The sequence below is a fragment of the Flectobacillus sp. BAB-3569 genome (assembly GCF_002270355.1).
Classification (GTDB): domain Bacteria; phylum Bacteroidota; class Bacteroidia; order Cytophagales; family Spirosomataceae; genus Flectobacillus; species Flectobacillus roseus.
The window spans coordinates 80,290-94,300 of the sequence record NZ_NJFZ01000009.1 but is presented as its reverse complement, the minus strand read 5'-3'; the positions used below and the strand labels follow the sequence as shown (position 1 = coordinate 94,300).

12 protein-coding genes are annotated in these 14,011 nt (G+C 36.6%); 6 read left to right on the top strand and 6 right to left on the bottom strand.

What is annotated here, in order from left to right; genetic code table 11:
- Positions 1–68: 68 nt before the first annotated feature.
- Entirely contained in the window at positions 69–1,499 is a 1,431-nt protein-coding gene (dnaA, locus tag BWI92_RS09670; RefSeq protein WP_095162460.1) for a chromosomal replication initiator protein DnaA, read from the bottom strand.
- A 548-nt stretch (positions 1,500–2,047) separates the two neighbouring features.
- Between dnaA and BWI92_RS09665 the strand changes: the two genes are divergently transcribed.
- Positions 2,048–3,436, top strand: coding sequence for a methylmalonyl-CoA mutase family protein (locus BWI92_RS09665; RefSeq protein WP_141234740.1), 1,389 nt, complete (start codon positions 2,048–2,050; stop codon positions 3,434–3,436).
- 60 nt (positions 3,437–3,496) lie between these two features.
- Positions 3,497–5,620, top strand: a complete 2,124-nt coding sequence (scpA, locus tag BWI92_RS09660) for a methylmalonyl-CoA mutase (RefSeq protein ID WP_095162454.1) — start codon at positions 3,497–3,499, stop codon at positions 5,618–5,620.
- 106 nt (positions 5,621–5,726) lie between these two features.
- Here the strand turns inward: scpA and BWI92_RS09655 are convergent, their stop codons facing one another.
- Genes BWI92_RS09655 through BWI92_RS09645 form a run of 3 tightly spaced genes read right to left on the bottom strand, consistent with a single transcriptional unit; the run spans position 5,727 to position 8,133 of the window.
- The gene (locus BWI92_RS09655; RefSeq protein ID WP_095162453.1) at positions 5,727–6,065 is read right to left on the bottom strand and encodes a translation initiation factor; all 339 of its coding nucleotides are present in this window, start codon (positions 6,063–6,065) and stop codon (positions 5,727–5,729) included.
- Between the two features lie 20 nt (positions 6,066–6,085).
- Positions 6,086–7,228, bottom strand: a complete 1,143-nt coding sequence (locus tag BWI92_RS09650; protein ID WP_095162451.1) for a YhcG family protein — start codon at positions 7,226–7,228, stop codon at positions 6,086–6,088.
- Positions 7,229–7,260: 32 nt separating this feature from the next.
- Positions 7,261–8,133: a diacylglycerol kinase family protein gene (locus tag BWI92_RS09645; protein ID WP_095162450.1), complete on the bottom strand. Its 873-nt coding sequence runs from the start codon at positions 8,131–8,133 to the stop codon at positions 7,261–7,263.
- Positions 8,134–8,481: 348 nt separating this feature from the next.
- On the opposite strand from BWI92_RS09645, the gene BWI92_RS09640 reads away from it, so the two are divergent.
- Positions 8,482–8,916, top strand: a complete 435-nt coding sequence (locus BWI92_RS09640; protein ID WP_095162447.1) for a DUF4440 domain-containing protein — start codon at positions 8,482–8,484, stop codon at positions 8,914–8,916.
- Between the two features lie 390 nt (positions 8,917–9,306).
- Complete coding sequence (locus BWI92_RS09635) at positions 9,307–9,762, top strand: MaoC family dehydratase (RefSeq protein ID WP_409024745.1); 456 nt, start codon at positions 9,307–9,309, stop codon at positions 9,760–9,762.
- A 95-nt stretch (positions 9,763–9,857) separates the two neighbouring features.
- On the opposite strand, the gene BWI92_RS09630 is transcribed toward BWI92_RS09635, so the two are convergent.
- Together BWI92_RS09630 and BWI92_RS09625 are read right to left on the bottom strand one after the other, a co-directional pair.
- On the bottom strand, positions 9,858–10,037 hold the full coding sequence (locus tag BWI92_RS09630; RefSeq protein WP_095162445.1) for a histone H1: 180 nt from the start codon (positions 10,035–10,037) through the stop codon (positions 9,858–9,860).
- Between the two features lie 152 nt (positions 10,038–10,189).
- Positions 10,190–11,458, bottom strand: a complete 1,269-nt coding sequence (locus tag BWI92_RS09625) for a pyridoxal phosphate-dependent aminotransferase family protein (protein ID WP_095162443.1) — start codon at positions 11,456–11,458, stop codon at positions 10,190–10,192.
- Positions 11,459–11,785: 327 nt separating this feature from the next.
- Between BWI92_RS09625 and BWI92_RS09620 the strand changes: the two genes are divergently transcribed.
- Together BWI92_RS09620 and accC are read left to right on the top strand one after the other, a co-directional pair.
- Complete coding sequence (locus tag BWI92_RS09620) at positions 11,786–12,148, top strand: hypothetical protein (protein ID WP_095162441.1); 363 nt, start codon at positions 11,786–11,788, stop codon at positions 12,146–12,148.
- A gap of 285 nt (positions 12,149–12,433) precedes the next feature.
- Positions 12,434–13,939, top strand: coding sequence for an acetyl-CoA carboxylase biotin carboxylase subunit (gene accC / locus BWI92_RS09615; protein ID WP_095162439.1), 1,506 nt, complete (start codon positions 12,434–12,436; stop codon positions 13,937–13,939).
- Positions 13,940–14,011: the final 72 nt, after the last annotated feature.

Sequence of the window (14,011 nt, the reverse complement as noted above, 5' to 3'; positions counted from 1 at the left end):
ATATTAAAACAAAAAGCTCATTACCAAGGTAGGTAATGAGCTTTTTATAATTACTTTAAATTTCAATCTTATGCGCGTACTCTCACGCGATTGAAATGCTTGTATAATTTCTGAATTCTACCTTCTACATCTTTATCTGAATCGATTAAAACGCTAATATTTTGTACGGCATGAATAACAGTACTGTGATCACGACCACCAAAATGATAACCAATAGATTTTAAAGGTAAATTGGTAAACTCCTTCATCAAATACATAGCAACCTGACGTGGGAATACAATTTCTTTCTTACGACTTTTACCTTTCAAATCTGTCATAGTAACATCAAAATGAGCAGTAATCGCATCAAAAATATTATCTACCGTAATTTCTTTTTCATTATCGACTACGATGTTCTTCAAAGTAGTACGAGCCAAATCCATATCAATTTCACGACGATTCAACGACGCATGTGCCATCAACGAAACGATTACTCCTTCCAATTCACGCACGTTGGTGTCTACACTATGAGCCAAATATTCAATAACCTCGTCTTTGATATAAATGCCATCCGCTTGCAATTTCTTTTGAATAATAGCAATACGGGTCTCAAAATCAGGCTGTTGTAAATCTGCTGTCAACCCCCACTTAAAACGTGAAAGCAAACGGTCTTGCATACCCGCCAAATCACGTGGAGGGCGGTCAGAAGACATAATAATTTGCTTACCTGATTGGTGCAAGTGGTTAAATATGTGGAAAAACGACTCTTGCGTTTTTTCTTTTCCTGCCAAAAACTGAACGTCATCCAATATCAATACATCAATTTGCATGTAAAAATTCGTAAATGCCTGCAAGGTATTATTACGAATCGCATTGATGAATTGATTGACAAATTTTTCAGAAGACACATACAATACAAATTTGTTTGATTGTGTGCTTTTGATATAATTTCCAATTGCTTGAATCAAGTGTGTTTTTCCCAAACCTACTCCACCATAAATCATCAAAGGGTTAAATGACGTAACACCAGGGCGTTGTGCCACAGCCAAACCTGCTGAGCGTCCCAAACGGTTACAGTCTCCTTCTACAAAATTATCAAAGGCATAATGTGGATTCAAGTAAGAATCCAACTCCAAAGAATCTAAATCCTTTAATTGAAATGGACTTTCATAAATTGTTGGCTCTGGACGTCTTTGTACGGGTGGTGGTGTGGTACTTTTCTGATTTGGTACATTTAAGGCGATAGGAGGATTTTTACGATCACCTTTGTCAACGATAATTGAATATTCGAGCATACCCTGACGACCCAAAGTATAATCAATAGCTTTGCGTAAGGCATGTACATAATTTTCCTCAAGCCATTCATAAAAAAACTGGCTCGGGACTTGTATGGTTAATGTGTTATGTTGAATTCGAAGAGGAACTATGGGTTCGAACCACGTCTTGAAGCTCTGTTCGTTGACTTCTTGACGAATAATTTCGAGGCACTTAGCCCACACTTGCCTTGTTTCGGTTTGCATGGTTGGGGTAAATTTTTAAAATAATGGCGAAATCAGATGTTCTATACACAAACCTCTGGAAGTTAAGCATTTAACTTTTTTGTAAAAAGCAATGACTTGTCTTGTGCCAAATCAAGCCACAAAAATAGTAAATTTTATCATCAGAAAACGCTATTGGGATGAGATAAATCATTTTTCGAATAATCTCAAAACGATTCTCTTAATTCCACTCCTTGACTATCTTATTTGAGCAGAGGTTTTGCTTATTTGAAAGATTTTACCGTATTTATCAAACAAAGTAAAGCCTAAATTATAAAAAAACTCAAAATACAACACATTATCTTTCAGGATATTAATCAACCGTTTAATAAGTTATCGCTTGTTCAGTCTGTTTATTTCTTCCAAAAATAAAGTCATTCAGTAGCGATATCTACTATAGTTTTGTTCTATAAAAAATACAATAAAATCCTTTTGAATATCAAGTTTTGGAGATTTTTTGGTTTGATAAATCTAAGACATTACATTTGTTCAACTTTGAAAAATTAAATTATTTGAAATCCATTTTCAATATGGCAGCATCACTCTTTGAAGACTTTCAACCTCATTCTAAAGAGGTTTGGAAAAATCAAGCAATCAAAGACCTTAAAGGAAAAGACTTTGATCAAACGCTGATTTGGCAAGCCGAAGGCGACTTGCATATTGAGCCTTATTACAATCATGAAGACTTATCTTCTATTCCTGTAGATTTGATCCAAAGTGCGCAAAAAAATACGGCTATGGCCGCATGGCATAATCGTGAGAAAATCATTCTTTCAAGCGAAAAAGCAACAAATCAGCATATTCTAGAGGCTATCGAATGGGGAGCAGATAGCGTGATAATTGATTTTGAAGGAAAAGATATTACAACTATCGACTTCAAAAAACTCTTACATCAAATCAAGCTTTCGGAGATTTATGTCTTTTTTAAAGTACAAAATCAAAGTGTACAACTACTCGAAACCTTAGCTTCTTTGATTCCTTATCAAATGAAAGGTGGTGTACAAGACGACTATTTAGCGACTTGGATGAGTGCTGGGGAGTTATCAAAAGATAGTACAATCCAACTAGCACAATCTATTAGAAAAGTACAAAACCATCCTCACTTTAAAGCGCTTCTAGTTTCGGGTGAAGTATTCCATAATGCAGGTGCAAACAGCGTACAAGAAATTGCCTTTACATTGTCCAATGCCTTAGAATATATCGATCAACTTACAGAGGCTGGTTTATCTTTGGAAGAGATTTTGAACAAAATTGAGTTTAGTATTGCCGTTGGGACAGATTACTTTACTGAAATTGCCAAAATTAGGGCTATAAGATATTTATGGCAAAAAGTATTGTCTGAAGGATACGGTTTTGAAAAAGCGAGTGAATTTCCAGCTGTGATTTCGGCGCACACTTCAACCTATTTTGATGCTGCTTTAACGCCCAATACCAATATGCTTCGTGCCACAACCGAGGCTATGTCTGCTATTATTGGTGGTGCCAACGCCCTAGTTTTACATGCTTATAACTCGACCTTCGAAAATGAAGAGAGTTTTGGGAAAAGAATTGCTCGAAATATTTCAACCATTTTGAAAGAAGAATCGTACCTTGACAAAGTAAATGACCCATCAGCAGGAAGCTATTATATTGAGCATTTGACTTTCGAATTAGCTCAAAAAGCACTAAACCTCCTTCAAGAGGTGGCTTCGTTAGGTGGCAGTATTGCAGCATTCGAGCAAGGATTCATTCAAAATACAATTGCTCAAAATCACAATAATCGTCAGGAAGCTACAACTTCTGGCAAACGTGTTATGGTGGGTGTCAACAAGTTTAGATTTGATGAAAAACCTTTTGTTTACGAAGCAACAGAAACTCCATCATCAACAATACCATTATTAAAAGCCCAAAGATTATCAGAAGTTGTTGAAGCTCTGTAATAATCTCATTGAGAAATAACAAAACAAAGCTGTAAAACCAATTTTTTGTTTGATGACTTTATGAAACCAAACCTTTCAAATATTCAATTACCAGAAGGAAAAGTCAAGGCTATTGCTTCTAGTTCTTCTAAATTCTGGAAATCACCTGAAGGAATCCCTGTAAAAGTACATTTTACTCAAGCTGACCTCAACGATGCCGAGCATTTGAGATTTGCGGCTGGTTTGCCTCCTTACCTTCGAGGTCCATATTCGACTATGTATGTCCAACAACCTTGGACTGTACGTCAATATGCAGGGTTTTCAACTGCTGAAGAATCCAATGCTTTTTACAGACGTAACTTGGCAGCAGGACAAAAAGGGCTTTCGGTAGCATTTGACCTCGCTACTCACCGAGGTTATGATTCAGACCATCCACGTGTAACAGGCGATGTTGGAAAAGCAGGGGTGGCAATCGATTCGGTTGAAGACATGAAAATTCTTTTCGACCAAATTCCATTAGACCAAATGTCGGTTTCGATGACCATGAATGGCGCAGTATTGCCCATAATGGCTTTTTATATTGTAGCAGCAGAAGAACAAGGCGTTGATCCTGAAAAACTGTCTGGTACTATTCAAAATGATATTCTCAAAGAATTCATGGTGCGCAATACCTATATATATCCGCCAGAGCCTTCGATGAGAATCATTGCAGATATTTTTGAATACACCGCTCAATTGATGCCAAAATTCAATTCTATTTCTATTTCTGGCTATCACATGCAAGAAGCAGGTGCTACCGCTGATTTGGAATTGGCATATACCTTGGCTGATGGTTTGGAATATCTTCGCACGGGTATTGCGGCGGGTCTTGATGTAGACAACTTTGCTCCTCGCCTATCCTTTTTCTGGGCTATTGGAATGAACCATTTTATGGAAATTGCCAAAATGCGAGCGGGTCGTTTGCTATGGGCAAAAATTGTGAAACAGTTTAATCCCAAAAATGATAAATCCTTGGCTTTGCGTACGCACTGTCAAACGTCGGGGTGGTCATTGACGGAGCAAGACCCGTTCAACAACGTTACTCGTACTTGTGTAGAAGCAATGGCTGCTGCTTTGGGACATACCCAAAGTTTACATACCAACTCGCTCGACGAAGCGATTGCACTTCCTACGGACTTTTCGGCTCGTATTGCTCGTAATACGCAATTGTATATTCAAAATGAAACCAATATCACGCGTGTCGTTGACCCTTGGGGAGGCTCGTATTATGTAGAATATTTGACCAAAGAATTGGCTAAAAAAGCTTGGTCATTGATTGAAGAAGTCGAAAGTTTGGGCGGAATGGCAAAAGCAATCGAAACAGGCTTGCCAAAAATGCGTATTGAGGAAGCGGCAGCGCGCAAACAAGCCAGAATAGATTCAGGAAAAGATATTATCGTTGGGGTAAATAAGTACAAATTGGCAGAAGAAACCCCAATTGAGATTTTGGAGGTAGATAATCAGGCAGTACGTTTATCACAGATACAAAGATTAGAGCAAATAAAGGCTGTTCGTGATAATGAAAAAGTAGTAAAAGCACTCGAAAAAATCACTGAAGCCGCTAATACCAAACAAGGAAACTTATTAGCTTTGGCAGTAGACGCCGCTCGCGAGCGTGCCACTCTTGGCGAAATATCCATGGCACTAGAAAAAGTATATGGTCGCCACAAAGCTATTATTCGTTCAATTTCAGGCGTATATTCATCAGAAGTGACAGACGACGAGAATTTCAGAATTGCAAAAGAAATGGCAGACGAGTTTGCCAAATTAGAAGGTCGCCGACCTCGTATTATGGTGGCCAAAATGGGACAAGATGGCCACGACCGTGGCGCTAAGGTAATTGCGACAAGTTTTGCCGATTTAGGTTTTGATGTGGACATTACCCCACTATTCCAAACACCAGAAGAAGTAGCCAAACAGGCTGTCGAAAACGACGTCCATGTGGTTGGTGCATCTAGCTTGGCTGCTGGACACAAAACGCTTGTTCCGGAGCTTATTAATGAATTGAAAAAACTTGGTCGTGAAGATATTATGGTAATTGCGGGAGGAGTTATTCCTGCGCAAGACTATACTTTTTTGTATGAATCAGGTGTAAAAGGAGTTTTTGGCCCTGGTACCATTATATCAATTGCAGCACAAAAGATTTTGAAAGAATTGATGGACTAGTTCATTTTTATGAGACATTACTAATTGAGTGAATGATGATTTAGTGGTTGAGTGATTATTTCATAAAGAAATTTACTAAATCATCATTCACTCAATAGTAAAGTTCTTATACCTTTTTAGCCTTATAACCTTGTTGTATTAGCCAAGTGACAACCTTCTCCCTAAAATCACCCTGTAGGATAATTTCTCCATCTTTCACAGAGCCTCCGCAACCGCAAAGGTTTTTGAGTTTTTTTCCCAAAGTATTCAAGTCTTCTTCATTACCTACAAAGCCCGTAACGAGTGTGACTTGTTTACCTGCACGAGCCTTTTTATCTAATAAAGCCTTTAAATTTTGTTGATTAGGAGGAAGTGTTTCCGCCACTTCTTTTTCCTCAAATTCATATTCAAAATCAGGATTTGTAGAATAGACAACTCCTAATGGTATTTTTTTATTTTTTGACATGGTAAATGATTCCTATTGAGTTAGAGTACCAGTTTTTTTAATTCATTATTAACAAAGCTTTCCAACTTTTCTTTATTGGGCAACTGTAATATATACTTACTAACAAAAATATCTTTATCTGTATCAGCAATTGCATATTCCACCAATGCTTTATTTTGATCTGTAACCAATAATATTCCTACAGGGGGGTTATCGTTACTATCTTGAAAATTTTTTTTATAATAATTCAAATACGTTTTGAGCTGACCAATATGTTCATGTTTTGCTTTTTCACTCTTTAATTCTATTAAAACATGACATTTTAAAATCCTATGATAGAATACTAAATCTATGAAATAATATTCATCTCCTATTAAAATTCTTTTCTGTCGAGCTTCAAAGCAAAATCCTATCCCCAATTCTAACATAAACATTTGCAAATGTTCAATTAACGCCTGCTCTAGTTCAGTTTCTTCAATAAGATGTGGTTGTGAAATATTTAAAAATTCAAAGAAATAATGTGATTTGACAAGATCTTCTCTATTTTGAGGTGCTATTTTGTTTTTTACTACTTCAAATGCTTTTTCTTTATTCTCTGAAAAACCTAATCTTTCGTATGTTAACGTTGTGATTTGTCGCTTTAGCTCTTTTACGGAAACTTGTGTTTTTAAAACTAATAGCTCGTAAAATTGTCTCTTTATTTCATCTTCAATTTTAATCAGCTCAGTGAAATGTGAGTAGGATATTGTCCTAAATATTTCTTTTATATACCCAATTTCTCTTTCTTCCTTTATGTTTGCAGATTTTTGGGTTGATAACCCAAAAATTTCATTTTTAATGAAATTCAGTTCAGAATCAAATATCGGTGATTCTGGTTTTATAGAAAAAACATTAGAAATCCGAGTTGGTAAAAGTAAACTAAACTGAGGATATGTATGATAAAATTGCCTACACCTAGATAGTTCAGGAGCAGTAAGCCCTTTGATTTGTAAGATAGCTGCTAAATTGTGAAGTAACTGGCTCCCATAAGAGGCTCTATCTTCTCCTTTTTGTTCAAACTCTACAATATAAAAGCCTACAAGCCAATTTCGAAGCGTAATATGAATATTAACAGCCTTAATAGACTGCTGCTGCAAATATCTATTAGTGTTATGGATAGAGGCTACTAACGATTGAAAATTCATATTATTAAAGAATCTATTAAAATGAAATTACTCTACTCCACTACCCCAGCCACTACTTTTAGCGATTTTGGTTTGATATATACACGAATCTCGTTGGTATCTAGCTGTAAAGGTTCGCCATCAAAGTGAATCAATAAAGGTTTTTCTGACTTGAGCACATAGTCTTCCGAAACCTCCATATCAATGTAACGAGAGTTAGGCAATGTTCCTCTAAACAAACGTACACCAATAATCGGAGCTGCGCCAAAAGGGAAAGGCTTCAATATAACTAAGTCGATTAAACCATCATCAATCTTAGATTTTGGAGAAATCAGGGCATTATTACCGTACTGGGTAGCGTTGGCAAACGTGATGGAAAAAGCCATTTTTGCATAGTCTTTTCCTTGGTGCGAAATTATATAAGCTTCAGGCTTATAGGTTCGAAATGACTTAAGTGACATTTTAGCATAAGTTTTCAATCCTCTTGAATCCTGTTGTGCAAACTCATTTGCCACAAAAGCATCAAACCCAACTCCTGCAGTACAGAAAAAGGGAATTTCATTCAAATAACAAGCATCTATTTGGGCAGTAGGTTGCTGAATAGCAAACTGAATCGCTTTATCAATTTTTAACGGTATATTCAGGTGACGAGCTAAGCCATTGCCAGAACCAATTGGAATGATACCAAGCGCAGTGTCCGAACCCACCAGTCCACGAGCTACTTCGTTGACTGTACCGTCGCCACCGACTGCTACAACACGGCTAATACCCTGCTGAACGGCCTGTTGAGCAATTTCGGTTGCATGACCTGCATATTCTGTTAAGATTAATCTACAATTTGCCTGTTTGTTGATAGCTTGAATTATTTTATTTCTCTTTGCTGGGGTTGTGGTTCCAGACTTAGGATTTAAAACAAACCAAATCATATTATTATGTAAGTTTACAAGACATACGCCCGATCTATAATTTATAAGTGTTTTAATCAATCACCCAAAATCTGTTGGAAGCGTATTTCTATGGTTGAGTTGCGAAACGCAGGTACTAACTGAAAAACACAAACATCAAGATAATCATTATAATAAAAGAAAGATACATAAGGCCATCTACCAAATAGTAGTCTTTATATTTATCTACAAATTCTTTGAATTTCATAAAAATAATTATCTTTATTTGAGCTGAATTGATAAGAATTCAAAACTACAAAATTTTGGAGGGATGTATTCTATCTATTTGGATAAATCTCATATTTAGCACCCTAATTTTATCTATTTCACATGACAAAAGGCTTCATATTTTCCGTATTATTTTGCTTATGCGGTTTTATCAGTTTCTCACAAACTAATCAAGACCGTCAAAAAATTCTAGAAATCTTAGACAAACAAAACCAAGCTTGGAATCGTGGCGATGTGGTTGCTTTTATGAAAGGCTATTGGGAATCCGACTCTTTGATGTATATCGGTAAAAGTGGTGTTACGTACGGTTATCAAAAAACCTTGGCAAGCTATCAGAAAAACTATCCTGACAAAGCCAGCATGGGGACGCTTAAGTTCACCATCATTAAGGTAAATTTTCTAGGACCAAAAAATTGCTTGTTAGTAGGAAAATGGGCCTTGACTCGTCCAGAAAAGGGTGATATTGGTGGGCATTTTACCCTAACATGGCAAAAAATTAAAGGAGAATGGGTCATCATTGCAGATCACTCATCGTAGGGGGCTTTCGGCTTACAGGTATCAGCTTTCAGCAAAATATATCTATTGTTACTAAAAAATATTTTAACGACCAAAGACATGCATTTTACCCCAAGCTCACCGCCGAAAGCCGTTACCTGAAAGCCCCAAAAACAATCTTAAATTTTTGAGCTTACGGCTTTCAGCTCTCGGCAATCGGCAAAAATATATCCATCGTTACTAAAAAATATTTTAACACTCTTTGCCTTGTGCCTGTTGCCTTATGCCTTCAACACAAAGCGCAAATCTAAATCTGCTCAATTATTTAATAGTAAAACCTTTGAGTTGAATCCGCAAAGAGATTACCTGTCAGCAATAGATTATTGTTACTAAAATCAAAATACTAGAAGTATATTTGCACAAAAATAAGAAATGAAGCTACCATTAAATGGGCACTATTTCATTCAAAAAATCTTTTCATTCATGATTGCACTCAATACAGTACATCGTCATAAGTTTTCATTCACGCAAGATGACGTAATTTTATTTGCAAAAGTATCTGGTGACCACAACCCTCTTCACTTAGATGCTGAATTTGCAGCTACTACTCCATTCAAGCGCCCAATTATTCATGGCGCATTAGCTTCGAGTATTTTTTCTAAAGTAATGGGTACGGAATTTCCTGGTTTTGGAAGTGTTTATTTAAAACAAGTTTCCGAATTTAAGCGCCCCATGTTTGTCGACACGGATTATGAAGCAGTTTTTACCGTAGTAAATATTGATGAGAAGAAACACATAGCGGAAGTCAAATGTGAAATATTCGATGTTGCTACCAACAAGAAAACTACAGATGGTATGGCTACGATTATGAATGCAGAACAGTTCTAATAAGTGTCAGTATAAGATAAGATCTGTCTTTCCAAAGATGTTATAAAAGCAAAAGGCTAGCAATCGAAATTGCTAGCCTTTTTTATTTGCCTGAATTATTCACTTTGGTTTTTCTTGTTTTGGATTTCAGTACGAATCTCTTGAGCCAAAGTTTTTAATGCTTGCATGCCACCTCTTACACGAGTTCCAGCAGCTTGATTGCCTTTTTCATAGAACTTTTCGAAGTCACCCTCTAATGACAAAATCAAGTCTTTTACTTCTGAGAATCTGCTCATATTTGTAATTGGATTTAGGTTGGATAAATGGTTAAAAAAGCCTCATATGAAGCCTGTAGGCATTTTTTACGACCGAAATATAGTCAATTTCCAACATGATGCAAATTCTTTTATCAAAAAAAGCATGAAAAAAGCACAAAATCGTATTAAAATTATGCTAATACTGATTTAAACTGCTCAGCTTGTGCCTTATAGAAGCCATCAGCCAATCTTTTTTGTACAATTTCAAACTGGTTCATTGTGTACTCAACGTCCTCCAACGAGTGTGCTGAAGTAGGAATAATACGCAACATAATCTGTCCTTTTGGTACTACAGGATATACTACGATTGAACAGAAGATACCCATATTTTCACGCAAATCCTTAATCAAAGACGTTGCTGTAAGTACATCGTATTCACCGTGCAAAAATACTGGAGTAACAGGAGATGTAGTATCACCAATGTCAAAACCTCTTTTGCGGAAACCATCTTGTAAAGCACGTACGTTTTCCCATAATTTCTCACGCAACTCTGGATGTTTCTTAATCAACTCCAAACGCTTCATACCGCCAATTACATATGGCATAGGAAGTGCTTTTGCATAAGTTTGAGAACGCATATTATATTTCAAGAACATAATAATGTCTTTCGGAGCAGCAACGAAACCGCCGATAGCAGCCATTGATTTTGCAAATGTTGAGAAGTACAAATCAATACCTTCGATACAGTTCAAATGTTCGTGAACACCACGACCATTTTCACCCATTGTACCAAATCCGTGAGCATCATCTACTAAGATTCTGAAGTTAAAATCGCTTTTCAATGCAACGATTTCGTCCAAAGAACCTACTTTACCCGACATACCAAACACACCTTCTGTTATAACTAAGATACCACCGCCAGTTTCTGCAACCTTCTTAGTAGCACGCTCAAGGTTTTTACGCAATGAGCCCATATCGTTGTGATTGAACTTATAGTAAGCACCCATTTTAGCTTTATGCAAACGGATACCATCAATCAAACAAGCATGGCATTCTGCATCGTAGACAATAATGTCACGGTGGTCAACCATACATTCAATAATAGACATTACACCTTGATAGCCGTAATTCAACAAGAATGCATCTTCTTTACCTACAAATTCAGCTAATTGACGCTCAAACTCCTCATGCAAATCAGAGTTACCCGACATCATACGAGCACCCATTGGATAAGCCAAGCCATAATCTGCAGAAGCTTGTGCATCTGCCTCACGAACTTCTGGATGGTTAGCTAAACCAAGGTAGTTGTTCAATGACCAGTTAAGCATACGCTTGCCATTGAAGTTCATATAAGGGCCTAATTCGCCAGTCAATTTAGGGAATGAAAAATAGTGGTGGCCAATTTTGTGGTAAGAACCTAACGGCCCCATGTTGTTTACGACTTTCTCAAAAATATCCACTTTATATCTGCGTTTTAGATTTATGAATAGTGTCAATTATTTTCAAAGCAACAAGTTTTTCTGCCTAATATATTAGCGTAATATGTGCAGTGAAAATCTTAAAATAATCTCAAAGTTAATTCTTTATTTTTTAACTGCCAAATATTGTATTAAACAAAGAATAACAAGACTTGATTTGGTTATTACTTGCAATATTTCAAGAACTTTTTTCGCTAAATACATATTTATCGATTCGTTTTATATCTTGTATCAAAATTGGGTAAAGGCAGCACTTTTTCAATTGTAAGATTTCAAGTTGAATCCATCTTTGAAAAATCCAAATGAGCCATGAGTCTAAATAGTAAACTTACCATTTGCGAAGACCAAAGCACTATCCTAGACTTTTTGGTTGATAATCAGGAGTTACCGCAGGATTTTAGCCAGAATATGGTTAAAAGTGTTTTGAAGGATGGCGCCTTCTATTTGGCCATCTACAAAGCCTACGAAAAGGAGGATAGATTTACGCTTTATCGAATTGATGATTTCGCTTATCAGTTTGATGATTTGCTATATTTATGGCGTTTTTTTGATGAAAAATCATTAGAAAAACAACATGCTCAAGTTATGAAAAAGGCACGCAATATTGTTCATGATATTATTGCAATGCTCGAAACATTAAAGTCCTTATTTGAGCCTCCTCAGAATATTTAAGTTGAAAAATAAGACATTTATAAAAATGACGAAAGTATCAATTAGTGGACAAAATGAATTTTACCCACTTTAAGCTATAGGCATTATCCCGTAAAATGAAGTTGAAAACGGTTTCTCATGGAATATGTCAAATGCCTACATCTTACAGTCTAATGCGTAATAAAGTAAGATAAAATTTAATCTATTTTAAATATAAAATACTGATAATTAAAAAATTATATTCTCAACTTATCATTCTGCATTAATACATTAGTAACAACAAAACAAAATCGAAGAAACCAATCAATGAAAAAAATTCATAAGCTCCTCGTTGCCAACCGTGGCGAAATTGCTTTGCGTGTGATGCGTACTGCTCGTGAAATGGGTATCAAAACTGTTGCTATCTATTCGGAGGCCGATCGTTTGGCACCACATGTAAAATTTGCCGATGAAGCTGTTTGTGTAGGGCCTCCCCCATCCAATCAATCGTATTTATTAGGTGATAAAATCATTCAAATTTGTAAAGATTTGAACGTTGACGCTATTCACCCAGGTTATGGATTCTTGTCTGAAAATGCAGCCTTTTGTAAAAAAGTGACAGATGCAGGCATCATTTTTATTGGTCCGTCGCCTGAGAGTATTGAGGTGATGGGTGACAAACTTTCTTCGAAACACGCAGTTGCTAAATATAATATTCCCATGGTCCCAGGCACACCAGATGCCGTGACCGACCGTGAAGTTGCTAAGCAAAAATCGAAAGACATTGGTTATCCAGTCCTCATCAAGGCATCTGCTGGTGGTGGCGGTAAGGGTATGCGTGTAGTAGAAAATGAAGAAGAGTTTGACGAACAAATGGATCGCGCCGTATCCGAAGCTATTGCATCTTTTGGAAATGGGGCTGTTTTCGTAGAAAAATATATCACTTCACCTAAACATATCGAGATTCAAGTATTAGGCGATAAGCATGGCAATATTGTTCACCTTTTTGAAAGAGAGTGTTCTGTGCAACGTCGTCACCAAAAGGTAGTAGAAGAAGCACCTTCGGCTGTATTAACACCCGAAATTCGTGCAGCAATGGGTCAATGTGCAGTAGATGTAGCTCGTGCTTGTAATTATTATGGTGCAGGTACAGTAGAATTTATTGTAGATGAAAAGTTAGATTTCTATTTCTTAGAAATGAATACTCGCCTACAGGTAGAACACCCTGTGACAGAACAAATTACAGGCGTAGATTTAGTAAAAGAAATGATTTTGATTGCTGAGGGGCATCCTATTTCATTCAAACAAGAAGATCTAACAATTAATGGTCATGCAGTTGAATGTAGAGTTTGTGCAGAAGATCCTCGCAATAACTTTTTACCAGATGTGGGTACACTTACGACTTATGTACGCCCACAAGGCAATGGCGTGCGTGTAGACGATGGTATGGAACAAGGAATGGCTATTCCTATCTATTATGACCCAATGATTGCTAAGTTGATTACTTACGGAAAAGACCGCAATGAGGCTATAGACAAAATGATTCGTGCGATTGATGAATATCAAATTACAGGAATTCAAACAACACTTCCATTTTGCAAATTTGTATTGCGTCATGAAGCGTTTCTTTCTGGGCAATTCGATACACGTTTTATCAGTCTATATTATACGCCTGAGGTTTTGGATACTGCGCCAGATGCAGATGAAGAAGCTATTGCAGCAGCATTGGCAGCACATTTGATTCTTCATAAAAAAGCAACGCCAAGTCAAGAAAGTACTGGTGGACAATTGGTAAAAAGCCAATGGAAAGCCAATCGTACTGCTATGAGATAGTGCTTATTGAGTGAGTTTTGATTGAGTGATTATTTTTTACCCGTTGAGATGCAATATTTTGCGTCCAAATAT

Coding starts and splice junctions, on each gene's coding strand:
- dnaA (WP_095162460.1), bottom strand. CDS start 1,499: ATGCAAACCGAAACAAGGCAAGTGTGGGCTAAGTGCCTCGAAATTATT.
- BWI92_RS09665 (WP_141234740.1), top strand. CDS start 2,048: ATGGCAGCATCACTCTTTGAAGACTTTCAACCTCATTCTAAAGAGGTT.
- scpA (WP_095162454.1), top strand. CDS start 3,497: ATGAAACCAAACCTTTCAAATATTCAATTACCAGAAGGAAAAGTCAAG.
- BWI92_RS09655 (WP_095162453.1), bottom strand. CDS start 6,065: ATGTCAAAAAATAAAAAAATACCATTAGGAGTTGTCTATTCTACAAAT.
- BWI92_RS09650 (WP_095162451.1), bottom strand. CDS start 7,228: ATGAATTTTCAATCGTTAGTAGCCTCTATCCATAACACTAATAGATAT.
- BWI92_RS09645 (WP_095162450.1), bottom strand. CDS start 8,133: ATGATTTGGTTTGTTTTAAATCCTAAGTCTGGAACCACAACCCCAGCA.
- BWI92_RS09640 (WP_095162447.1), top strand. CDS start 8,482: ATGACAAAAGGCTTCATATTTTCCGTATTATTTTGCTTATGCGGTTTT.
- BWI92_RS09635 (WP_409024745.1), top strand. CDS start 9,307: ATGAAGCTACCATTAAATGGGCACTATTTCATTCAAAAAATCTTTTCA.
- BWI92_RS09630 (WP_095162445.1), bottom strand. CDS start 10,037: ATGAGCAGATTCTCAGAAGTAAAAGACTTGATTTTGTCATTAGAGGGT.
- BWI92_RS09620 (WP_095162441.1), top strand. CDS start 11,786: ATGAGTCTAAATAGTAAACTTACCATTTGCGAAGACCAAAGCACTATC.
- accC (WP_095162439.1), top strand. CDS start 12,434: ATGAAAAAAATTCATAAGCTCCTCGTTGCCAACCGTGGCGAAATTGCT.